General features: G+C 70.5%; 18 protein-coding genes. 10 read left to right on the top strand and 8 right to left on the bottom strand.

What is annotated here, in order from left to right; translation table 11 throughout:
* Positions 1 to 97: 97 nt before the first annotated feature.
* From B0W88_RS32485 to B0W88_RS35155, 3 genes are all read left to right on the top strand, one after another.
* Positions 98 to 907, top strand: coding sequence for a S9 family peptidase (locus B0W88_RS32485; protein ID WP_083748532.1), 810 nt, complete (start codon positions 98 to 100; stop codon positions 905 to 907).
* Between the two features lie 130 nt (positions 908 to 1,037).
* On the top strand, positions 1,038 to 2,216 hold the full coding sequence (locus tag B0W88_RS03050; protein WP_077033176.1) for a hypothetical protein: 1,179 nt from the start codon (positions 1,038 to 1,040) through the stop codon (positions 2,214 to 2,216).
* A 127-nt stretch (positions 2,217 to 2,343) separates the two neighbouring features.
* On the top strand, positions 2,344 to 5,316 hold the full coding sequence (locus B0W88_RS35155; protein WP_083748531.1) for an adenylate/guanylate cyclase domain-containing protein: 2,973 nt from the start codon (positions 2,344 to 2,346) through the stop codon (positions 5,314 to 5,316).
* 5 nt (positions 5,317 to 5,321) lie between these two features.
* On the opposite strand, the gene B0W88_RS03040 is transcribed toward B0W88_RS35155, so the two are convergent.
* On the bottom strand, positions 5,322 to 8,804 hold the full coding sequence (locus B0W88_RS03040; protein WP_077033174.1) for a Dyp-type peroxidase: 3,483 nt from the start codon (positions 8,802 to 8,804) through the stop codon (positions 5,322 to 5,324).
* A 300-nt stretch (positions 8,805 to 9,104) separates the two neighbouring features.
* Here B0W88_RS03040 and B0W88_RS03035 point away from each other — a divergent pair, with 300 nt between their 5' ends.
* The gene (locus B0W88_RS03035; protein WP_077033173.1) at positions 9,105 to 9,353 is read left to right on the top strand and encodes a hypothetical protein; all 249 of its coding nucleotides are present in this window, start codon (positions 9,105 to 9,107) and stop codon (positions 9,351 to 9,353) included.
* Between the two features lie 21 nt (positions 9,354 to 9,374).
* Here the strand turns inward: B0W88_RS03035 and B0W88_RS03030 are convergent, their stop codons facing one another.
* The 3 genes from B0W88_RS03030 to B0W88_RS03020 form a co-directional block, all read right to left on the bottom strand.
* Positions 9,375 to 12,116, bottom strand: coding sequence for a TonB-dependent receptor (locus B0W88_RS03030; RefSeq protein WP_233151607.1), 2,742 nt, complete (start codon positions 12,114 to 12,116; stop codon positions 9,375 to 9,377).
* A 110-nt stretch (positions 12,117 to 12,226) separates the two neighbouring features.
* A complete protein-coding gene (locus B0W88_RS03025; protein WP_077033184.1) occupies positions 12,227 to 12,862 on the bottom strand; it encodes a response regulator transcription factor in 636 nt (211 codons plus the stop codon).
* Between the two features lie 8 nt (positions 12,863 to 12,870).
* Positions 12,871 to 14,193 carry a histidine kinase gene (locus B0W88_RS03020; RefSeq protein WP_077033171.1) on the bottom strand — a complete coding sequence of 441 codons (1,323 nt, stop codon included), beginning with the start codon at positions 14,191 to 14,193 and terminating at the stop codon, positions 12,871 to 12,873.
* Between the two features lie 135 nt (positions 14,194 to 14,328).
* On the opposite strand from B0W88_RS03020, the gene pqqA reads away from it, so the two are divergent.
* From pqqA to pqqE, 5 genes are read left to right on the top strand one after another with little or no spacing between them, the layout of a single operon-like run.
* Positions 14,329 to 14,442 carry a pyrroloquinoline quinone precursor peptide PqqA gene (pqqA, locus tag B0W88_RS32820; RefSeq protein ID WP_198937756.1) on the top strand — a complete coding sequence of 38 codons (114 nt, stop codon included), beginning with the start codon at positions 14,329 to 14,331 and terminating at the stop codon, positions 14,440 to 14,442.
* Positions 14,443 to 14,453: 11 nt separating this feature from the next.
* A complete protein-coding gene (pqqB, locus tag B0W88_RS03010; RefSeq protein ID WP_077033169.1) occupies positions 14,454 to 15,365 on the top strand; it encodes a pyrroloquinoline quinone biosynthesis protein PqqB in 912 nt (303 codons plus the stop codon).
* Complete coding sequence (gene pqqC / locus B0W88_RS03005; RefSeq protein WP_233151606.1) at positions 15,362 to 16,081, top strand: pyrroloquinoline-quinone synthase PqqC; 720 nt, start codon at positions 15,362 to 15,364, stop codon at positions 16,079 to 16,081. Before pqqB ends, pqqC begins: the two co-directional genes overlap by 4 nt.
* A complete protein-coding gene (gene pqqD, locus B0W88_RS03000) occupies positions 16,078 to 16,335 on the top strand; it encodes a pyrroloquinoline quinone biosynthesis peptide chaperone PqqD (protein WP_077033167.1) in 258 nt (85 codons plus the stop codon). The genes pqqC and pqqD overlap by 4 nt, the downstream gene beginning before the upstream one ends.
* Positions 16,332 to 17,471 (top strand): pyrroloquinoline quinone biosynthesis protein PqqE, encoded by a 1,140-nt coding sequence (gene pqqE / locus B0W88_RS02995; protein ID WP_077033166.1) that lies wholly within the window; start codon positions 16,332 to 16,334, stop codon positions 17,469 to 17,471. Before pqqD ends, pqqE begins: the two co-directional genes overlap by 4 nt.
* Here the strand turns inward: pqqE and recQ are convergent.
* On the bottom strand, positions 17,432 to 19,300 hold the full coding sequence (recQ, locus tag B0W88_RS02990; RefSeq protein ID WP_077033165.1) for a DNA helicase RecQ: 1,869 nt from the start codon (positions 19,298 to 19,300) through the stop codon (positions 17,432 to 17,434). The two genes, pqqE and recQ, sit on opposite strands and share 40 nt — an antisense overlap.
* A 28-nt stretch (positions 19,301 to 19,328) precedes the next feature.
* Here recQ and B0W88_RS02985 point away from each other — a divergent pair, with 28 nt between their 5' ends.
* Positions 19,329 to 19,814, top strand: coding sequence for a cupin domain-containing protein (locus B0W88_RS02985; protein WP_233151605.1), 486 nt, complete (start codon positions 19,329 to 19,331; stop codon positions 19,812 to 19,814).
* On the opposite strand, the gene B0W88_RS02980 is transcribed toward B0W88_RS02985, so the two are convergent.
* From B0W88_RS02980 to B0W88_RS02970, 3 genes are read right to left on the bottom strand one after another with little or no spacing between them, the layout of a single operon-like run.
* On the bottom strand, positions 19,793 to 20,617 hold the full coding sequence (locus B0W88_RS02980; protein WP_077033163.1) for a head GIN domain-containing protein: 825 nt from the start codon (positions 20,615 to 20,617) through the stop codon (positions 19,793 to 19,795). The two genes, B0W88_RS02985 and B0W88_RS02980, sit on opposite strands and share 22 nt — an antisense overlap.
* Positions 20,614 to 21,348 carry a LytTR family DNA-binding domain-containing protein gene (locus B0W88_RS02975; protein WP_077033183.1) on the bottom strand — a complete coding sequence of 245 codons (735 nt, stop codon included), beginning with the start codon at positions 21,346 to 21,348 and terminating at the stop codon, positions 20,614 to 20,616. The genes B0W88_RS02980 and B0W88_RS02975 overlap by 4 nt, the downstream gene beginning before the upstream one ends.
* Before the next feature lie 5 nt (positions 21,349 to 21,353).
* Positions 21,354 to 22,442 carry a sensor histidine kinase gene (locus B0W88_RS02970; protein ID WP_077033162.1) on the bottom strand — a complete coding sequence of 363 codons (1,089 nt, stop codon included), beginning with the start codon at positions 22,440 to 22,442 and terminating at the stop codon, positions 21,354 to 21,356.
* Between the last annotated feature and the right edge of the window lie 133 nt (positions 22,443 to 22,575).

Raw genomic sequence — 22,575 nt, 5'->3', positions numbered from 1 at the left:
CTCCGATCGCCAGCCCCCGGTCTACGCCTTCTACGATCGCAAGGCCCGGGCCTTCGCGCTGCTGGGCCAGTCGCGCGCGCAGATCGATCCGCGGCAGATGGGCCGGCGCGACGTCCACCGCATCAAGGCGCGCGACGGGCTGGAGTTCCCGGTCCTCGTCACCCTGCCCGCCGGCAAGGCCGCGGGGCCGCGACCGGCCGTGGTGCTGGTGCACGGCGGGCCCTGGCTGCGCGGCACGCATTGGGCCTGGCAGCGCGATGCGCAATTCCTCGCCTCGCGCGGCTATGTCGTCATCGAGCCCGAGTTCCGCGGCAGCACGGGCTACGGCGAGAAGCTCTTCCGCGCCGGCTGGAAGCAGTGGGGCCTGGCCATGCAGGACGACGTCGTCGACGCGACCCGCTGGGCCGTGGCCCAGGGTTGGGCGGACCCGCAGCGCATCTGCCTGGCCGGCGCCAGCTACGGCGGCTACGCGACGTTGATGGGCCTGATCCGTGATCCGGCGCTGTACCGCTGCGGCTTCGAGTGGGTCGGCGTCAGCGATGTGGGGCTGATGTACTCGATCGCCTGGAGCGACTTCAGCGACGAGTGGAAGCGCTTCGGCATGCCGCTGCTGATCGGTGATCGCAAGGCGGACGCCGCGCAGCTGGAGGCCACCTCCCCGCTGATGCAGGCGGCGCGGCTGCAGCGCCCGCTGCTGATGGGCGCAGGCGGGCAGGACATGCGCGTGCCGGTGAAGCACGGCAGCGAGTTCCGCGATGCCGCCCGGCGCGCCGGCGCCGCCATCCAATGGGTGGAGTACCCGGAGGAGGGCCATGGCTGGCGCAGGCTGGAGAACCATGTGGACTGGTGGACGCGGGTCGAGAAGTTCCTGGACCGGCACATCGGGGCCGCCATGGGCAAGGAATGACCCCGCTGTTTCCCGGACCCGCCCGGCCCCAAGTCGCCGACAATATGCTCTGCCTGCCAACCACAAACCGTGTCGGAGACCGCGCGTGTCAGAAGAAATCCGCAAGCGCAGATCATGGCTTGACGGCTTCATGGCCTATCCCCTGCCGCCGGGTGTCAGCGAAGCCCAGTTGCGCGACAACATCGTCGTGCTCGACCAGGCCCTCTACGGGCTCTGGAACCTTGGCGAGAACCTGGTGTTCGCCTGGACGCCCGAGCCGCGCGGCCTGCGCCTGCTGGTGGCGCCGCACCCGCTGCTGACCGAGTTCGCCCAGGGCGGCGCCGATGCCGAGGAAGCCCAGCGCCGCAGCCGCCTGCTCGAGGAGCTGCTGGGCACCCAGGACCACCTCGGCGGCGAGGAGTTCGACCGCATGGCCCGCGAGCTGGGCCTGGCGCCGCTTCCGATCCCGCTGCCCTACGAGCCCCAGGCCGGCCTCGGCCTGGGCCTGATCGCGGCCATCATCGCGCGCTACGGCGTGCGCCTGGTCGAGGACCGCGCGGTGATCCTGTTCGATGCCGTGGGCTTCTCGTTGCTCTCGCCGCTGGAGCAGGTGGTGCAGCTCAACAGCCTGTCCTGCTCGGTCAACGCCGCCTACGCCAAGCTGCTGGACCGCGAGATCAACATCAACTTCGCCCGCACGACCACCGGCGACGGCTTCTACATCTGGAACCGCATGCGCGGCATCGAGGCCAATGTCGAGCTCTACCAGCTGATGCAGTTCATCCTGGCCGACAACGCGCTGGCCCGCGAGCGTGCGCAGCGGCCGGGCTCGGTGCCGCAGCTGCGGGCCTGCTTCCACGTCGGCTCGCACTACGAGTTCTATCAGAGCGAGGGCCTGAACCCGACCTCGTTCAGCTACTTGGTGGGCCAGGTCACGATCGAGCTGGCGCGCATGATCGAGCGGGCGCTGCCGGGCCAGATCCTGGTCGGCAAGTTCAACACGCTGATGCGCAACGAGCGCGGCGGCGACACCTTCCGCATCGACAGCATGGACTTCGTCGAGCGCACGCGCCAGCCGCTGAAGGCGCTGAACGGCCTGGCCCTCGCCGGCGCCGAGATCGACGAGATCGCCTGCTACCTGACCGGCAAGGCCGAGGGCATGGCCGGGGAGTTCGGCATCAGCGAGTTCGAGATCGCCGACAAGCACGGCAAGCCGCACCGCGTCTACAACGCCAAGATCAACATCCACCGCCGCGCCGGCGAACCGATCTTCCTGGGCCTGCGCGAGGAGGACCTGCCGGCTTTCCCGGCACGCCTCGTCTCGGCATGACGACAGCCGCTGCCCTCACAGTTGTGTACAAAATCGTCGATTGACCGCCGTCCGTGGCCTCGCGGCCACCAGCCGTCCGGATCAGGCGTTAGGATCACGGCATAACACCGAGACAGCAGAGCAGTCCATGACCGACCTGTCCGCGCAGGCGCCGTCATTCATTGGGTTGGGGCAGCGGCGCAACCTGGCAATCCTTTTTGCCGATCTTTCGGACTCGACACGCCTCGCCGAGTCCGTCGAGGCGGAGCATTACGCGCTGATGCTCGCCGAGCTCCGTGCGCTCTATCAACGCATCGTGCCGCGCCATGGCGGCCTGGTGATCCGCATCCAGGGCGACGGCATGCTGGCCATCTTCGGCCACCCCGAGGCCCGCGAGGACGATGGCCGCCGCGCCACCGAGGCCGCGCTGGAGCTGCACGAGGCGGTGCGCCGCATGCGTCCGCCGCCGGGCTGGCAGCCCTCGCTGAGCCTGCATTCGGGCATCCACGCCGGCCTGGTGCTGATGCACGAGGGCGACGAGGTGCGCGGCCGCTTCGAGCTGCTGGGCAATGCGCCCAATATCGCCGCCCGCCTGTCCGACGCCGCGCGCGCCGGCGAGATCCTCGTCAGCGAGGAGACGCTGGGCCTGCAGGGACACTTCTTCCACACCAGCGAGCGCCAGAGCCTGCAGCTGCGCGGCCGGGCCACGCCGCTGGCGGTGTTCGCGGTGCATGGCCGCGCGGCCATCGGCCGGCGCTTCGAGGCCAGCGTGCAGCGCGGCCTGGCGCCTTTTGTCGGCCGCGAGCGCGAGCTGGCGCTGATGGAGAAGGCGCGCGACGAGGCCTTCTCCAGCACCAATCCGCAGCGCTCGCTGTGGCTGAGCCTGCGCGCCGGCGCCGGCGTGGGCAAGACCCGGCTCACCGAGGAATTCCTGCGCCGCACCGCCGCGGCCGGCGGCTGCCAGATCCACCGCGGCTACTGCGAGGCCTATCTCAGCGCCGAGCCACTGCAGCCCTTCCTGCAGATGCTGGCCGCGCTGACCGACATGCCCGAGGTCCAGCACGCCCGCCAGCTGCCGCCCAAGGCCCGCCCGCAGGCGCTGCTCGAGGTGCTGGCCGCACAGGCGCAGCAGGTGCCGCAGCTGCTGGTGATCGACGACCTGCAGTGGGCCGACGACGCCAGCCTGCAGCTGCTGCACCGCCTGCTGGCGCTGGCCCGCGAGCGCGCGCTGCCGCTGCTGCTGATGACCGCCGCCCGCCCGCGCGCGCCCGGCGATGTGATCCCCGCCGCCGGCGACAACGAGGCGGCGGTGCTTGAGCTGCAGCCCTTCAGCGACGACGAGGCCACCCAGGCCGTCCAGCACCTGCTGCCGCAGACCGACCCCTTCATCGCCGCCGAGGTGCAGCGCCATGCCGGCGGCAATGCCCTGTTCATCGAGGAACTCTGCCACGCGCTGGCCAACGAGATCGGCGCCCGCTTCGGCGGCACCGGCCAGCCGGGCACGGCCTGGCTGAGCGCCCTGGTGGAATCGCGGATGGCGCGGCTGGCCGAGGAACACAAGCAGGTGCTGCGCGCCGCCGCCGCCATCGGCAACGTGATCCCCGCCTGGCTGCTGACCAAGCTCAGCGGCCGCGCCGCGGACGACCCGGCCGTGCTGGCGCTGGCCGAGCAGGACTTCGTCTTCCCCGACTCGCGCCCCGGCTATCTGCGCTTCAAGCACGGCATCACCCGCGACATCGTCTACGAGGCCATCGGCCTGCACGAGCGCCAGGCCATGCACCGCCAGATCGCCGCCGAGCTGCGCGCCGACCCGGCGCACGCCGCCGCCCACGAACTGCTGGCCTACCACGACGGCGCCGCCGGCGACTGGGCCAGCGCCGCCCACCATGCCGAGCAGGCCGGCGACCAGGCCTTGGCCGTCTCCGCGCTGGACCGCGCCAAGAAGCAGTACCGCGCCGCGCTGGCCGCGCTGGAACACCAGGCCGCCGACGAGAACTACCGACTGCGCTGGATCGGCATCGCCCAGCGCTTCGGCATGGCCTGCGTGTTCGATGCCTCGCGGGCCGACCTGCGGGTGCTGCAGCATGCCGCCGAGCTGGCGCGCAGCAGCGAGGATCCGGCGCTGATCGGCCGCGCCGAATACTGGCTGGGCTACGTGTCCTATGCGCTCGGCGAAGCGCGCGAGGGCCTGCCCCACTGCGAGCGCGGCCTGTCCGCGGCCGAGCGGGTGGCCGACGCCGGCCTGGTCGCGCAGCTGCGCGGCACGCTGGGCCAGCTGCTCGCCGCCGCGGCCGACTACAAGCCGGCGCTGACCCTGCTCGACGAAGCGATCCTGCTGCAGGCCGACCAGGGCCGGCGCCCCGGCCGCCTGGCCATCGGCCTGGTGTACTCGCTGGCCTGCCGCGGCCAGGTGCTGGGCGACATGGGCCGCTTCGCCGAGGCGCAGGCCGCCTTCGACGAGGCGATGGACCTGATCCGCGGCAGCAACCATGCGGTCGAGGCCTCGGTGCAGGGCTGGCGTGCGGCGGTCTATCTCTGGCAGGGCCGCTGGGCCGAGGCCCAGCAGGTGGCGGCCGAGGCCCACCGCATCGGCGGCCAGGTGCGCAGCCTGTTCACCTTCGCGATGGGCCATGCAGCCGGCGCCTACGGCGCCTGGATGGAGGCGATGGCGCCCGAGGCGCTGCACAAGCTGCAGGAGGCCACGGCCTGGCTGGCGCCGCGCGGCGGCGGCCTGTTCAGCTCGCTGAACCACGGCTGGCTGGCCGAGGTGCTGGAGGCCCAGGACCGCCCGCTGGCCGCGCGTCGCCACATCGCCATGGCGCTGCGCCGCGGCCGCAAGCACGACCTGTTCGGCGCGGCCATGGCCTACCGCGCGGCGGCGCGGCTGGCGCTGCCGCACGAGGCGTCGATCTCCATGCGCTACCTGGGGCTGGCCCGGCAGGCCGCCGAGCGCCGCGGCGCCGCGCATGACGTCGGCCTCACCGATCTCTGCGCCGCCGAGATCGCCATCGCCCGCGGCCAGCCGGCGGCCCAGTGGCTGGACGCCGCCGAAGCCTGCTTCGAACGGCTCGATATGGGCTGGCATCTCGACCGCGTGCGCGGCCTGCGCGCCAAGACCTGACCTTATTACTGCACCGGCAGCGTCAGCACCGTCGGGATGCCGGTCGGCCGCAGCGTGCCGGCCTCCAGCACCGCGGCGATCACGCCCATCATCACGCCCATCGCCATCGGGTAGCCCGGGCAGGCGTGCAGCGGCGCGGGCTTCACTTCATCGTTGCGGTCGCCGCCGAAGACGGTGAAGTGGCTGCAGCCCGCAGCCGCCGCGGCGGAGGCGATGCCGACCACCAGCAGGTCGTTCTCGAACACCGTCACCTCGCCCAGCTTGTGCGGCACGCCCTTGGCATAACGCCAGACCTGAGCGGGCACCGGCGAGCGCATCATCACCTGGATCAGCGGCTGGCGCAGCAGGGCGTTGGCGCGCTCGTAGAGCGCGGTGGGATCGGCCGCGCCGCCGAGCGGCCAGCGCGACTGCAGGTCCCACAGTGCCTTGCCGTTCACCCAGCCGCCCAGCGCGGTCAGCAGGTTGCCGTGCACGGTGGGCGGGAAGCCCAGCATGATGCCGGCCAGCGTGCGTTCGGCGATCGTCGCGTCGCCGGCCTGGCGCAGCGGCTCCACGGCGTCCAGCGTGGCCTGCACCAGCGGCAGCTGCGAGAGGTCGGGCTTCGTCGCCAGCCAGTCGCGCACCGAGGCCAGCATCGCCTGCCCGCCGGCCATGCCCTCGCGGTCGACGATGGGCGAGGGATGCGGGCCGAACACATGGCGCGAGACCTTCAGCAGGTCCGCGGGGCAGCGGCCCTGCGGCGTGGCCGTGGCCGGATGGAACTCGGTGCCCCACATCTCCCGTCCGTTGGGCAGGCCGAACCAGGCCGTGCACAGCTGGGCCAGCACGCGCAGCGAGAGCTGCTCGAGGTCCAGCGTCGCCTCGGCCAGCTGCAGCTTGGCGGCCGTGGGCAGCAGGCGCGCGAGTTCTGCCTTGGCAAAGCCGTAGGCCCGCGCGAAGGCGTCCTGCTCGGTGATCGCCTCGATCGCCGCGTTCACCAGCGGCGCCTGCTCGTCGTGGCCGCTGTCGGTATCCAGGCCCAGGTAGCCCACGCCGATCGAGTCGCGCATGCGCTCGGCATAGCCGCGCACCGAGTAACGGTCCGGTGAATTGCGGAACACCTGCATCACCAGCTTCGGATCGCCGACCAGCACGCCATAGGCGGTGCGCAGCACGCCGCCGGGCTGCGCGCGCACATGGGCCCAGGCGAAGTCGCGGCTGGCGCTGTCCTCCAGCGCCAGCTGCCAGCCGGTGAAGTCGTCAGTGGCCGGCGCGCGCCAGGCCGGTGGCTGCGGCGCGGCGGGCGCCAGCAGCCGCGCGATGTCCTTCAGCGCGGTGACCGAAGGCACGAAGTAGTAGCCGCCCCACTGCAGCTCGACGAAGGGCTCGCGGCCGAGGTCCACGTCCACCACCCGGCCATTGATCTCCACCCGGTAGATGCGGTTCTGGTCCGGGTCGGCCACGGCCAGCAGCGGGTCGGGCTGGGCCGCGTAGCCGCCGCTGCTGTTGCCGCCGGCGATCCAGCGCTGGATGGTCTCGAACTGCTCGGCGATGTTGGCGTTGTAGGCGATGAAGAAGAGGCCGTGGTCGGTGTCGGTCGTCGCGTGCGGGTCGTAGGGGTCGCCGTAGGACATGCCGCGGCGCAGGAGGCGCGGCGGCGTCAGCTCGCGCGGGTTGGCGCGGCGGATGTGCGAGTGGATCGGGCACTTGCTGCCTTCGGCGTCCGCGGCGTAGTTGAAATCGTTGGTCTGCTTGCGGCCGCTGGTGGCCAGCGGCACGCCGCCGCGGGTGCGGCCCATCATCTTGCCCAGCAGCAGCTCCTTGTCCACCCGCAGCGCGGCGGCCTGCGCATCGAGCTGGCGGTTCAGCCGGCCCACATGCTGGCGCAGCTTGCGCACGACCATGAAGCTGCCGTTGTCCAGCAGCGCGTCGGGCAGCTCGGGCACGGCCTGGCGGTCGCGGCTGGTCGGGTAGCCGAGCAGCAGCTCGCCGCGCGGCACCTCGTCGGACCAGGTCTGGTAGGGCGGCGGCGTGTGGCGGCAGGCCGGCTGGCTGATGCCGTCCACGAAGCCGAAGTTCTCGCGCACCACCGGCGCGCCGTGGCCGTCGCGGCTCGGGATCGCATTGCGGCGCATCGCCTCGACGGACAGCACGCGCAGCCCGCTGTCCGCGCCCAGCAGCGCGGCGATGGCCTGCTCCAGCGGCAGGGTCAGGCGGTCGCGCACGCAGCGCAGCTGCAGCAGCAGGTGGACGCTGGCCAGCTCGACCGGGCCGCCGTCGGCGCTGCCGGCGGGCCAGTTGCGGCGCGGCGTCTTCCAGTACTTCGGATGGTTGTGCCGCAGGTCGCCCAGCGCGCCGGCGCGCTGCTCCATGCCCTCGCGGAAGGGCTGGGGCAGGCGGGCCAGCAGCGCCGGCCCCGCGCCCAGCGCGATGAAGCCGGCCAGGCTCAGCGCGATGTTGCGATACCAGCCGTCGTCGGGCGTGTGGCCGTGCTGGCCGTCGTGCTCGGTGCTGGGCGTGAAGGCGCCGAGCCAGGCCAGCGCCTTGGCGGCGTCGTCCACATGCAGCAGCACCAGCGCGCCGGTGTTCAGGTTGGCATAGCCGCTGAGCATGCCGCCCTGGATGTCGGCCGGGCGGAAGGCCAGGCTGCGCGGCTCGATGTCGATCTCCGGCGGCTCGGTCTCCAGCCAGGCCAGCTGGGCGTGGTACTGCTCGCGCACCGGATGGCCGGGCGGGAACAGCGCCGGCGTGTCCAGCTCGACCATCTCGAACAGCACGTTGCGGGCCGCGCGCAGCAGGCACCAGCCGTCCGGCGCGGCGTGGTCGAAGTAGCGCTCCAGCAGGTACAGCGCGGACAGCGCAGGCAGGCCGCGGATGGCCATGTCGGCGCGCGCCGGCGGATCGGTCGGCAGCGCGCGGCTGGCACCGGCCAGGTCGGTGCGCAGCCGGGTGGCGGCAAGCGCCGGGTTGCCGGGCGTGCCGCCGCGCAGCAGCTGTTCGCTGGCGGCCAGGTACTCATGGTCGCTGACCGAGCGGCCCGACTCGATGAACAGGAAGCCCGGGGCGATCTCGTTGTCGCGCACCCACTGGGCATAGCGCTCGAAGCTGGTGTCCACCGACAGGTGATAGCTGCTGCAGTGGCACAGGATGATGTCCAGCAGCGTGCCCAGGTCGCGCCAGATGACGCGCATGTACGGCTCCCACCCGCCGTCGAAGTTCACGTTCAGCAGCAGGCGGTGCGGCTCGCCGCTGCCCGGCGCGGGGTCGACGACCGCCCAGCGGAAGGAATGGACGATGCGGAAGCGGCTGACCAGGTCGGTGTAGCGGGTCGGCGGCATCGCGGACTCGCGCGAGGCCAGGCGCAGCGCGTTGAGCGTCTTCAGCACGGCGCGCAGCCGGGCCACATGGGTGATCTGTTCGTAGGCCTGGACGAAGCCGGGCTTGATCGGCGTCAGCAAGGTCAGGTCGGTGATGCCTTGCAGCTGGGTATCGAGGCGGCTCGATGACATCGGAAAAGCTCCCACTTGTTCTTGGTCGAGTGCGCAGTGGAGCCGCATGGCGGCGGCGCGGCAAGCGGGCTTGCACCAAAAGGCGGGGATGCTGGTGAATTTTGACGTTATGTCCGATGGATACGGGCATCTCGTCGGCTTCGGCGCAACTCGTCGCGCGCCGCTGCTGTTCATCCCATTGCGACGGCGCTCCATCGCTGCGCGCTGTCGGAATGCGGGCCTAACGCCCAAACTGCATGCATCGACAAACGATTTCCCCTCGCAACCAGGACCTCGGACACCCACCCACGGAGCCCCATCATGAACACCACCGCCGCCACCCTCCTGATCGCCCTTGCCAGCGCCGCTGCCAGCCTCCTGCCGATGGATGGCGTGCAGGCCGCCGAGGCCAAGCCGCAGATCGTGAAGCTGGAGCGCGTGGTGATCGAAGGCCGCCGCGCCCAGGTCGTCAAGCTGCCGACGGTGGTCGTCGAAGGCCGCCGCCAGCGCACGGCGGACGAACTCCAGCTGGCCAAGGCCGGCAACTGCAAGACCAGCGAGACCTGCTGATGATGAGCCTCAACCTCAGCTCTATTTGAATGCGTAGCTCGCGCTCAGGTAGTAGAAGCGCCCGCGCGGATCGGTATAGCTCGGGTCGTAGCCCGAGATGAAGAAATAGGCCTGGTTGGAGAACGGCGGGCTGGTGTTGAACATGTTCTTCACGCCGGCGCGCAGGGTCAGGCCCTTCAGCGCCTGCCAGCTGCCTGACATGTCCCACAGCGAATAGGCCTTCACCCGGTTGGCCTGCACCACGGTGCCGGTGTTGGTGTCGATGGCGGAGTTCTGGTCCTCGTAGCCGCTGATATAGCTGTTGGTCAGCGCCAGGCCCCAGGGGCCGTTCTCCCAGTCCACGGTCAGGCGGTGGCGCCAGCGCTGCACCACGCCGTCGGTGACGAACTTGCCGAGGTTGCTCACGTAGGGATCGCCGTAGCCGGTCTGCTCCTTGGACTGCAGCGTCAGCGTGCCGCGCAGCGCCGCGCCGAACTTGCCGATCGGCGTGGCGCCGCCCTGCCACTGGAACACCAGGTCGATGCCCGAGACCTTCTGGCGGCCGCGGTTCTCCTTGTTCAGGTCGATGTAGCAGATCGAGCTGTCATCGGGGTCGTAGTCGCACAGCGGGTTGCCGTCCTGGTTGTAGCGGTGGATCAGCGAGGCGTATTTGGCGGCGTTGGCCAGGATCACGTCGTCGCCCAGCGTGTTGATCAGGTCGCGCTTGTTGACGAACCACCAGTCGGCGCTGCCGGAGAAGGACTTGCCCGCCTGCCACTGCAAGCCCAGCGAGCCCTGGCGCGAGCGCTCGGGCTTGAGCTTCGCGTTGGCATGGGTGTGGGCTTCCCAGGAGTCGGCGCAGGTGGCGAGGTCGTTGCCGGTTTCGGCCATGCAGACGGGGTCGGGCAGGATGGCGGTGAAGCTGACCTTCTCGGGGCGGTACAGGTCGACCAGCGTCGGCGCGCGGAAGCCCGTGCCCACCGAGCCGCGGAACTGCAGCGAGGGCATCGCCCTGTAGGTGAAGCCGAGCTTCGGATTGGTCGTGCCGCCGACGGCCTGGTAGTGGTCGTGGCGGATGGCGAACTGCAGCTCCAGCTGCTTGGTGATTGGCGCCAGCAGCTCGGCGTAGACGGCCCAGACCTTGCGCGAGTTGTCGGTGGTGTTGGCGTCGCCGGGCGTGTCGTCGCCGAGGATGTTGTCGGAGGCGAGCAGGTCGGAGATGCGCGAGGCGGCCTTCTCGCGGCGGAACTCGCTGCCCAGCGCCAGCGCCAGGTCGCCGCCGCTGAGCTTGGCCAGCGTGGTCGTGCCCTTGAGGTCGATCTCGTCCATCGTGCCGCGGGCGCTGCGGACTTCGTCGTTGATCTCGATGCTCTTCAGGTAGGCGAGGCCTTCGGCGCTGCTCGGGCCGAAGGGGTTGATCAGCAGGCTCTCTACGCCCTCGACCGCCTTGTCGTAGATGAAGTAGCCCTTCACGTCGCGGTCATGCACGGTGTTGACGCTGTGGTTCCAGGCCCAGCTGTAGTCCCAGCGGCCCAGCGTGCCCTCCATGCCGACGACCAGCCGCGTGCCGGTGCTGGTCAGCTCGCTGGCGCGCTTGCCACCGTCGAGCAGGCGGCCGCGCACGCTGACTGCATGGTCGTCCGGCAGCGCATCGACGATGCCGGTGGCGGCCAGCTGCGGGATCAGGGCCATGTCGATGTCGGCCGAGGGGAAGCGGTTGCTGGTGCCCACGTACCAGGTGCGCGCGCGGGCGGCCGAAGCTTCGAGGAAGAGCTGGTGCTTGTCGCCCAGCGCCAGCACGCCGCGGCCGAGGAAGCTGGTCTTGTCGGACTTGGGCGAGAGCTCCAGGTCGCGCATGAAGTCGTAGGTGCAGCCGAAGGTGCCGCCCACGCCGGCGGGCAGGTAGAGCGTGTGCGGCGGGTTGCAGTTGGGCGTGGACAGGTTGAAGGTGCGGCTGTCCAGCAGCTGGCCGTTGACCTGGAAGTTCTGCGACTGCAGGTAGTCGAGCTGGTCGCCCGACTGCAGGCGGATGTTGGCCGGGAAGCCATAGCCCGACAGCAGCCAGGGCAGGCGCTGCGGGATCTGCAGCTCGGAGATGAACTTGCGCTGCGAGGTATCGAGCCGGCCGGTGTGCTGGAAGTCGAGCACGCCGAAGACGTTGAAGCCGTCGCGGGCCAGGTCGCCGGCGCCGGCCGTGATCGAGGCCTGGCGCTTGCCGGCGCCGCCCTCCTGCGTCTTGCCGCCGTAGACGTCCAGCTGCACGCCGCGGAAGTCCTTCTTGGTGATGAAGTTGACGACGCCGCCGATCGCGTCGGTGCCGTAGATCGCCGAGGCGCCGTCCAGCAGCACCTCCACCCGCTCGATCGCGGCGGCGGGGATGTTGTTCAGGTCCACGCCCGCGTCGTCGCCGGGCGAGGCGAAGTTGGCCATGCGCCGGCCGTTCAGCAGCACCAGCGTGGACGAGGTCCCCAGGCCGCGCAGGTTGACCGAGTTCAGGCCCATCTGGTCCTTCACGCCGCCGGTGCCGATGCTCACGCCATCGGTGAGGTTGTTGCTGGCGCCGGTCAGCGTGGCCATCATTTCGGCCGCTGTTGTGATGCCGGCCTTGAGCATGTCCTGCCGGGTCAGCACCTGCACGGTCGTCACGCCCTCGCTGACCGGTCGCTTGATCGATGAGCCGGTGATCTCCACCCGCTCCAGCGACTCCTGCGCCTGCGCCAGCAGCGGCGGCGTCAGCATCAGCGAGGCCAGCAGGGTCAGGCGGAACGCGCGTCTACGTCGCATGTGTGTCTCCCTCATGTCGGCAACAAGGCTTCACAGGCTTGTACCAGAGCGAAACATGGACGGCTGTCGCGGCAGCCCGACAGATGCAACAGCGCTTTCCTGCCTTCTGATCAGGGCGCGATCAAGCCCCAGCGCAGCGCCACCAGCGTCAGCTCCGACTGGTTGCTGGCGCCGAGCTTCTGCTTGACGTGGAACAGGTGCGTGCCGACGGTGCTGGGCGCGAGCTTCAGGTTGTCGGCGATCTGCGCCACCGAGCGGCCCTGGGCCAGTTGCAGGAAGACCGAGAACTCGCGCTCGCTCAAGGCATCGGCCGGGTTGGCCGGCCCACCCTGGATCTCGGCGATGGCCAGGGCCTGCGCGGTGTGCGGGTCCACGTAGGGCCGGTTGGCGGCCACGGCGGTGACGGCCTCGATCAGCGCCTGCGGCGCGCTGCGCTTGGCCAGGTAGCCGAGCGCGCCGGCGCGCAGCACGCGCCGCGGATGGGCCGTGTCCTCGTGGGCCGAGAGCACCAACACGCGCGCCTTCGGGTCCTGCGCGAGCAGGCGCCGCACGGCTTCAAGCCCGCCCATGCCGGGCATCGTCAGGTCCATCACCACCACGTCGGGCCGGTGGCGCGCGTAGTCGGCGCAGGCCTGCTCGCCGGTGTCGGCTTCGGCCACCACCTCGATGCCGGCGTGGTTGGCCAGCAGCATGCGAAAGCCCATACGGACCAGCGCGTGGTCGTCGACGAGCATCACGCGGATCATCGTTCCCGTCATGCAGGCAGCTCCATGCGCAGCTCGGTGCCTGGCCCGTCACCGCGCCGCGCCGTGGCCAAGGTGCCGCCCAGGCCCTCGGCCCGCTCGGCCAGCCAGCGCAGGCCGTGGTGGCCGGCGGCGGGGCGGGGTTCGTCGGGCAGGCCGCGGCCGTTGTCTCGCAGCTGCAGCAGCACGCGGCCGTCCTCGCGGCGCAGCGCGATGTCGATCCGCGAGGCCTGGCCGTGCCGCAGCGCGTTGGTGACGCCCTCCTGGGCGCCGCGGTACAGCGCCAGGGCAGGGTCAGGGGCCAGCGCCGCCTCGCCCAGCTGCACGTCGAGATTGAGCGTGATGCCTTCCTGGCTGCGGCGGGTGCGCTCGACCAGGTCGGCCAGCGCCTCGGTCAGGCCCAGCGCGTCGAGCACCGGTGGCGCCAGGCGCGGCACGATGCCGTGCATCGCGTCGTACAGGCGCGAGGATTCGTCGGCGATCAGCCGCGCCGCCTGCTCGGCCTGCGGGTCGATGCCCTGCACCCGCTGCACGATCGAGACGGCCATGCTGTGCATCGCGGTGACCGACTGGCCCAGTTCGTCGTGCAGCTCGCGGGCGATGCGGCGCCGCTCCTGCTCCAGCTCGGCCTCCAGCCAGCGGGTCAGCTCGCGGTTGTCGGCCAGGCGCCGCTCGGTTTCGAGGTTAGCCCGCAGCCGGCCGACCATGCGGTTGAAGGCCGCGCCGATCAGCCGCGCCTCGGTGCCCGGCAGCGGCGGCAAGGCCACGTCGAGCCGGCCGGCCTCGACCTCGTCCAGCGCCCCCGCGATCTGCGCGAAGGGCCGCGCGGTGCGCCCGACCAGCCAGAACACCAGCGCATTGACGACCAGCAGCATCACCGCGGCCCCGCCGCACAGCACCACCATGTAGTCCCAGGCGTCGATGGTGGCGCGCGAGGCGTTGGACTCGGTCACCAGCCGCCCGCCGGGGAAGGCGATCGACTGCACCGAGGGCGGCGGCGCGATCAGCGCGTCGAACCAGTCCGGCGCGTCGCGGCCGGCCTTGTAGCGGGACGGCGGCGAGCGGTAGATGACATGGTCCTGCTCGTCGTAGAGCACGATGTCGTTGGAGCGCACGCGGCCCACGCCCTGCAGATAGGCCAGGATCGCCGGCATGCCCTGCGCGCCGTAGAGCATGGCGTTGCGCTGCAGCAGCTGCATCGCCACCAGGTTGGCGGCCACCACCTCCTCGTGCACCGACTCGCGCATGCTGCGCAGCTGCAGGCCGAGGATGGCGGCGACGAAGAGGATCGTCAGCGAGGCGACGATCAGGTTGATGCGGCTGCGCAGGGTCATGGTCGGGCCATGGTAGCCAAGGCTTGGGGGAGCAGGCCGAGCGCTGCAGGCCGATTCATGATTTTCATGAGGTGTGATTCAAGACAGGGGCGCTGGTCCGGAGGGCGGTGCGCGGTGACGATGGCTCACGGGGGCATGTCGCCTCCCGCGTATCTCATCCACAAGGAGACCTCTATGACCTGGACCACACCGACCGCTCAGGACTTCCGCTTCGGCTTCGAGATCACCGCCTACTCGGCCGCTCGCTGATCGACGAGGACATGCGCATCACCGTGCTCGGCTCGGCCGCCGGCGGCGGCTTCCCGCAGTGGAACTGCAACTGCCGCAACTGCGCGGGCGTCCGCGCGGGCACGGTGCGCGCCAAGCCCCGCACGCAGTCCTCGATCTTCATCCGCGCGGATGAAGGCCAGGACGGCGTGCTCTTCAACGCCTCGCCGGATATCCTGGAACAGATCCGCGCCCGGCCCGAACTGCAGCCGGCCCGCGGCATCCGCGACACCGCGATTGCCGCCGTCGTCCTGATGGACGGGCAGGTGGACCATGCCACCGGCCTCTTCATGCTGCGCGAGCGCGGCACGCCGCTGCCGCTGTGGTGCACCGATCCGGTGGCCGAGGATCTCTCCACCGGCAACCCGATCCTGCGCGTGCTGGAGCACTACTGCGGTGTCCGGCGGCAGCCGATCCCGCTGGACGGCGCGCGCTTCGAGGTGGCCGGCCTGAGCCTGCAGGCGCTGCCGCTCTCAAGCAAGCCGGCGCCCTATTCGCCGCGGCGCGAGGCGCCGGTGGCCGGCGACAACATCGGCCTGCTGATCCGCGACGGCCGCAGCACCGTGTTCTACGCGCCGGGCCTCGGTGCGATCACGCCGCCGGTGTTCGACGCGATGGCCGGCGCCGATGCCGTGCTGGTCGACGGCACCTTCTGGACCGACGACGAGATGCCGCGCCTGGGCCTGTCGACGAAGACCGCGCGTGACATCGGCCACCTGCCGCAGTCCGGCCCCGGCGGCATGATCGAGTGGCTCGGCCGCCTGCCCGCGCGCACGCGCCGGCTGCTGATCCACATCAACAACACCAACCCGATCCTCGACGAGGACTCGCCCGAACGCGCGCTGCTGGAGCGCGCCGGCATCGAGGTCTGCGAGGACGGGCAGCGGATCGACACTTCGACATGAGCATGAGCATGACGCCCTGGACCCGCGATGAGTTCGAGCAGCAGCTGCGCGAACGCGGTCGCAGCTACCACATCCATCACCCGTTCAACGTGATGCTCAACAGCGGCCGCGCCACGCCCGAGCAGGTGCGCGGCTGGGTGGCCAACCGCTACTACTACCAGACGGCGATCCCGATCAAGGACGGTGCCGTCATCTCCAACTGCCCGGACCCGGCGGTACGCCGCGGCTGGGTGCAGCGCATCCTGGACCACGACGGCTTCGAGCTCAACGGCATCAAGGACCCCGGCGGCATCGAGGCCTGGTTGCGGCTGGCCGACGCGGTGGGCCTGAAACGCGAAGAAGTGACCGACCTGCGCCACGTGATCCCGGCGCTGCGCTTCGCGGTCGATGCCTATGTGAACTTCGCGCGCCGCGCGCCCTGGCAGGAGGCGGTCTGCTCCTCGCTGACCGAGCTGTTCGCGCCGGAGATCCACAAGCAGCGCCTGGCCGGCTGGCCCGAGCACTATCCCTGGATCGAGCCGGGCGGCCTGCACTACTTCCGCAGCCGGGTGAGCCAGGCGCGGCGCGATGTGGAGCAGGGCCTCGCGATCACGCTCGATCACTTCACCACGCGCGCGCAGCAGGAGCGGGCACTCGAGGTGCTGCAGTTCAAGCTGGACATCCTGTGGGCGATGAACGACGCGATGGCGCTCAAGTATGGAGTTACTTCATCATGAGACCGAGGATCGGCCCCGGCTTCCGCCTGCAGTTCGAGCCGGCGCAGGACGCGCATGTGCTGCTGTATCCGGAGGGCATGGTGAAGCTCAACCCCAGCGCGGCGCAGATCCTGCTGCGCTGTGATGGCGAGCGCAGCGTCGAGGCGATCGTGGCCGAGCTGGAAAGTGCGTTCAACGCGACGGGGCTTGAGCCCGAGGTGCGTGCGTTCATCGACATCGCGCAGCGCCAGCGCTGGGTGGTCGAAGCCTCATGAGCATCGGCCCGCCGCTCTGGCTGCTGGCGGAGCTGACCTACCGCTGCCCGCTGCACTGCGTCTTCTGCTACAACCCGATCGACTTCGCCCGCCATGAGCAGGAGCTGTCGACCGAGGACTGGCTGCGCGTGCTGCGCCAGGGCCGCGAGATGGGCGCCGTGCAGTGCGGCTTCTCCGGCGGCGAACCGCTGCTGCGGGGCGACCTGGAGATCATCGTCGCCGAGGCCCGCCGCCTCGGCTACTACACCAACCTGCTGACCTCCGGCGTCGGCCTCACCGAAGCGCGCGCCGAGGCCCTGAAGGCGGCCGGCCTGGACCACGTCCAGCTCTCCTTCCAGGACTCCACGCGGGAGATGAACGACTTCCTCTCGCACACCAAGACCTTCGAGCTCAAGCAGCGGGTGGCGCGGCTGATCAAGGCGCAGGGCTGGCCGATGGTGATGAACGTCGTGCTGCACCGGATGAACATCGACCATGTGGACCGCATCATCGGCATGGCGGCTGAACTGGGCGCGGAGTACCTCGAGCTGGCCAACACGCAGTACTACTCCTGGGCGCTACACAACCGGGATGCGCTGCTTCCGACGCACGCGCAACTGCAGCACGCCGAGGCGGTGGCCGACGTCTGGCGCGCGCGACTGGGCGATCGCATGCGCCTGTTCTTCGTGGCGCCGGACTATCACGAGGGCAAGCCGAAGAAATGCGTCAACGGCTGGGGGAACATGTTCCTCACCGTGACGCCGGACGGCACGGCGCTGCCCTGCCACACCGCGCGTATGCTGCCGGGCCTGGCTTTCCCCAACGTGCGCGAGATGCCGCTGCGCGAGATCTGGTTCGAGTCCGAGGGCTTCAACCGCTACCGCGGCACCGGCTGGATGAAGGAGCCCTGCGCCAGCTGCGAGCTGAAGGAACAGGACCTGGGCGGCTGCCGCTGCCAGGCCTTCATGCTGGCGAACGACCCTGCGGCGGCCGATCCCGTCTGCGTCAAGAGCCCGCACCATGGCCTGGTGGCGCAGGCGGTGCAGCGGGCCGAAACCGGCGCCCCGGTGGAACACCCGCTGGTGTTCCGTGACCCGAAGAACTCGCTCCGCCTCGCTCAGCCCGCCTCCAGCACCCTCAGCAGCTCGCGCCCATAGGCCTCGAGCTTCTTCGCGCCCACGCCGCTGATGCCCGCCAGGTCGTCCAGGCTCTGCGGATGCTGGCGCGCCATCTCGGCCAGCGTCACGTTCTGGAAGATCACATAGGCCGGCAGGCCGTGCTCCTTGGCGACTTCCGCGCGCCAGGACTTCAGCGCGTCGAAGCGCTGCTCGGCGGCGGCGTCCAGGTCCATCGCCTCGACCTTGGCCTTGCTGCTGGTCTTGGTGGCGCTGCCACTTCGCCCCGTCTTGGCCCCGCGCTTGGGCCGTTCACTGGCCTCGCGCAGCAGCAGATGCACCTCGCCCTTGAGCACGGCGCGGGCGCTGTCGGTCAGCGCCAGCGTGTGGTATTCGCCCTCGGCCACCACATGGCCCAGCGCGATCAGCTGGCGCAGCACCGCGCGCCATTGCTGCTCGCTCAGGTCGGCGCCGACGCCGAAGGTGCTCAGGCTTTCATGATTGAACTGCGCCACCTTGTCGGTCTGCTTGCCGCGCAGCACGTCGATCAGGTGCCCCGCGCCGAAGCGGCGGCCGCCGTGCTGGTGGAAGCGGTAGATGCAGGAGAGCAGCTTGCGCGCGGCATCGGTGGCGTCCCAGGTGGCGGGCGGCTGCAGGCAGTTGTCGCAGTTGCCGCAGGGCTGGCTCGCTTCGCCGAAGTAGGACAGCAGGCGCACGCGCCGGCAGTCGGTTGCCTCGGCCAGGGCCAGCAGCGCGTCGAGCTTGCCGCGCTGGACGATCTTGAAGTCTTCCTCGGCCGGGCTCTCGTCGATCATCCGCCGCTGGTTGACCACGTCGGCCAGGCCATAGGTCATCCAGGCATTGGAGGCGCCGCCGTCGCGGCCGGCGCGGCCGGTCTCCTGGTAGTAGCCCTCGATGTTCTTGGGCAGGTCCAGGTGGGCCACGAAGCGCACGTCCGGCTTGTCGATGCCCATGCCGAAGGCGACGGTGGCCACCATCACGATGCCGTCCTCGCGCAGGAAGCGGTCCTGGTGCTTCTGGCGCACGGCGCTGTCCAGGCCCGCGTGGTAGGGCAGCGCCTTCAGGCCTTCGGCGGCCAGCCACTGGGCGGTCTCCTCGACCTTCTTGCGGCTCTGGCAGTAGACGACGCCGGCCTCGTCCTCATGCTCCTCGCGGATGAAGCGCAGCAACTGGCGGCGCGGGTCGTCCTTCTCGACGATGGCGTAGCGGATGTTGGGCCGGTCGAAGCTGCTGATGAAGACGCGGGCTTCGTCGAGCTTGAGCCGCTCGATGATGTCGGCGCGGGTGATGTCGTCGGCGGTGGCGGTCAGCGCGATGCGCGGCACGTCGGCATAGCGCTCGTGCAGCAGCGAGAGGGCCAGGTACTCGCTGCGGAAGTCGTGGCCCCACTGGCTCACGCAATGGGCCTCGTCGATCGCAAACAGGCTCAAGAGGCCGCGCTCGTGCAGCGAGTCGAGCTGGGCCAGGAAGCGCGGGTTGGTGACCCGCTCCGGCGCGGCGTAGAGCATCACCAGCCGGCCGCTGGTCAGCTCGCGCTCGACGAACAGGTACTGCTCGGTGTCCAGCGTCGAGTTCATGAAGGCGGCATGCACGCCGGCTTCTTCCAGCGCGCCGACCTGGTCGTGCATCAGCGCGATCAGCGGGCTGACGACGACGGTGACGCCCTGCCGCGCCCGGTGCCGGGCGATCGCCGGCACCTGGTAGCACAGGCTCTTGCCGCCACCGGTGGGCATCAGCACCAGCGCATCGCCGCCGCCGGTGACGTGGTCGACGATCTCGGCCTGGGCGCCGCGGAACGCGCCGTAGCCGAAGACTTCTTGCAGGATGCTGAGAGGGCGGGAATCATTCATGGATCTGCCATTGTCCCCGGAGACTCACGTGAGCCCTGAAGCCCTGCATAGGGATCTGATCCGCAACTACCTCGCCGTGCCACGCGAGGCCTTCGTCCGCGAGCCCTTGTACGAGAGTTCGATGGCCCGCGTCAGCGACGGCACCGTGGCCCGCCAGCTCGGCTGCGGCGTCGACACGCTGCCGCCCGGCAAGGTTGGTTGCCCCTACCACTTCCACCATGCCCAGGAGGAGATGTTCATCGTGATCGACGGGCGCGGCACGCTGCGGGTGGCGGGCCAGATGTTGCCCATCCGGGCCGGCGACGTGATCCACATCCCGCCCGGGCCCGAGTACCCGCACCAGATCATCAACACCTCGGACGCGCCGCTGAGCTACCTGTCCATCAGCACGCAGCAGCGGCCCGAGGTCTGCGAATACCCGGACTCGGGCAAGACCGGCGCCTTCTTCGGCAAGGGCAAGCGCGAGCCGCTGATCCAGCGGGAGTCCCTCGACTACTGGGACGGCGAGCCTTGAGGTACGGGCTGCGCCGGTTGAGCCGGTTGCGCCGGTTGGGCGGGCGGTGCCGGCTGGGGCAGCGGCGGTAGCGGCGGCATGGGCGGCACCCGCGGCCGGGCACGCGGCTCGCCGCGCGGGTTGACCGAGCCGAAGCCTTCGGTGGACTTGCGCACCTGCGGCTGGCCCCAGTAGTCCACCGTGCCCACGCCGGAGATGGACACGCGCAGCGCATCGGTCACCCAGACCTGCGCATTGCCGACGCCGCTGATCGAGACATTGGCCGTGCTGGCGCGCAGTCCGTCGGCCACCAGCTTGCCCTTGCCACTGATCGACAGCAGCAGCGCCTGCACCTGTCCGGAGAGCTGGCCGTCGCCGGCGCCGGAGACGTCGAAGTGCAGGGTGTTGGCCGTCAGCTCATCGATGCGGGCCTGGCCGGCGCCGGAGATGCTGATGCCCAGCCGCTCGGCGTGGATCGGGCCGACGGCGACGAGATCCGTGGCGCCCGACAGGGTCAGCTGGCTCAGCTCGCGCATGCGCACCTCGACCTGCAGCCGCCGGTTGCCGTTCCAGAACTTCCAGCCGCCGCCGGGGTGGATGGTCAGGCGCTTGTTGCTCAGGCCGATCTCCACGCCGTCCTGCACCTTGTCGTCGCCGGCGATGAAGACCTGGTCGCGGTCGCCCTGGATCAGGCGCACCTTGGCGGAGCCGTCGATCTCCACCCGGTCGAAGGGGCCGGGGGCGTAGACGCGGCCCTCCGGCTGCTGGGCGATGGCGGCGCCGCCGCACAGCAGGCCGAGGACGATGGCCGATGCCGCTTTCATATCGATTGCTCCCGCAGTTTCTTGGAGACCTCGCGGCTGGCGGTGATGCGCGTGCCGTCGCGCATCTGCACGATCAGCTGCGAGTTGTCGTCCGGCGTCATCGACTCGACGAAATCCAGGTTGACGATGCAGGCCCGCTGCACGCGCAGGAAGCGCATCGGGTCGAGCCGCTGCTCGAAGGCCGCGATCGGCAGCCGCACCAGGAAGCTGCGGCCTCGGCTGGCCAGCGCCGTGTACTTGTTGTCCGAGCGCAGGTGCTCGATCTGCTCGACCTGCAGCGGGAAGATCTTGCCCTGGTCGCGCACCAGCACGCGGGTCAGCGGCTCGGTGGGCGGTGCCTGCAAGGCCTCGACGGTGGGCGCGGCGATCTGCGTGGCGTGATCGACCGCCTCGACGAAGCGCTCGTGCGAGAAGGGCTTGAGCAGGTAGTCCACCGCATGCAGCTCGAAGGCGGCCAGCGCGTGCTCGTCGTAGGCGGTGGTGAAGATGACGGCGGGCCGGGTTTCATCGTCGCCCAGCGCGCGCAGCACCTGCAGGCCGGTGAGGCCAGGCATCTGGATGTCCATCAGCACCAGGTCGGGCCTGTGCAGGCGGATCGCGGTCAGTGCAGACTCGCCGTCAGCACAGACGGCCAGCAGCTCCAGCTGCGGCATCTCGCGGACCCAGTCGGCCAGCGCTTCCGCGGCCAGCGGTTCGTCTTCGGCAATCAGGACGCGGGTTCTTGTGTTCATGATCGTCATTGGGGAATCAGCAGATCGACACGGAATCCGGCGCCCGGCGCGGTCTGCACCCGCAGCCGGGCGCGGCCCTCGTAGTCCAGCGCGAAGCGGCGCTTCAGCGCGGCCAGGCCGATGCCGCGGCGGCCGGTGCCCGGTTCTTCCTCGAGCTTGGCGGGATCGCAGCCGGGGCCGTCGTCCTCGATGCTCAGCTCCAGGCCCCGGTTCAGCGCATTGCGGCCGCTCTTGATGCGGATGCTGCCGCCCATCACCCGCGGCGCCACGCCGTGCAGGATGCTGTTCTCGACCAGCGGCTGCAGCGTCAGCGGCGGCAGCTCGTCGTCCAGCGTGGCCGGGTCGAGCTGCCAGTCGATCGAGAGGCGGCTGCCCAGGCGCAGCGATTCGAGGGCCAGGTAGTCGCGCAGGAACTCGATCTCGTCGGCCAGGCTCACCCGGTCGGTGGCGCTGCGCTTGGTGTCCAGCACATAGCGCAGCATGCCGGCGAAGCGCAGCAGCGCGGCCTCGGCGGCCTGCGGGTCCTTGCGGGTCAGGGCGATCAGCGTGTTCAGCGTGTTGAACAGGAAGTGCGGATTGAGCTTGCCGCTGATCACGGCCAGCTCCGCGCGGGCCAGGGCGGACTCGGCCTGCGCCGCGGCCACTGCGGCAGCGCGGGCGCGCTGGGTCTGCAGCGCGGCGGTGAAGCCGGTGGCGATGGCCGCGTAGACGACGACGCCCCAGATCGCGCGCCACAGCAGCGTCTGCGTCAGCACGGCCGAGGCGTGGGCCGTGCCGAACATCGCCCAGGCGCTGGTGAACTCAAGCACCTGCCAGGCGACGCCGAACAGCAGCGCCGCCGCCACATGCACGCCGGCCAGCGCGCCGCCGCTGAACTCCTGCCGCTGCAGGTAGCGGACCCAGGGCAGCACGGCAGCGCCCAGCAGCATCGGCGGCCACAGCGTCAGGCTGGCCTGGTAGACCGCCACCCAGAACTGCCAGAGCCCGCGCTGGAACTCGGCGCCAGCCAGCACGTGCAGCAGCCAGGCCAGCAGGCAGGCGCCGGCGTAGGACAGCCAGAGGCGGCGGTTGGTGGCGGGAGGTGGAGAGGACATGGCGCGATCTTAGGAGCGCGCCGGCCGTCGGCGCCCCGTGCTGCGATCAAACGCGGGCCGATGTGCCCGACTTGTCGTTGCGCGCGCTGGAGTGCCGAGGCCGCGGAATGAAAAGAGCCGCCACCCTCGCGGG

Source organism: Pelomonas sp. KK5, assembly GCF_001984095.1.
Classification (GTDB): domain Bacteria; phylum Pseudomonadota; class Gammaproteobacteria; order Burkholderiales; family Burkholderiaceae_C; genus KK5.
Note: the sequence above shows the minus strand (reverse complement) of the source record. Positions and strands in the feature narration are given on the sequence as shown.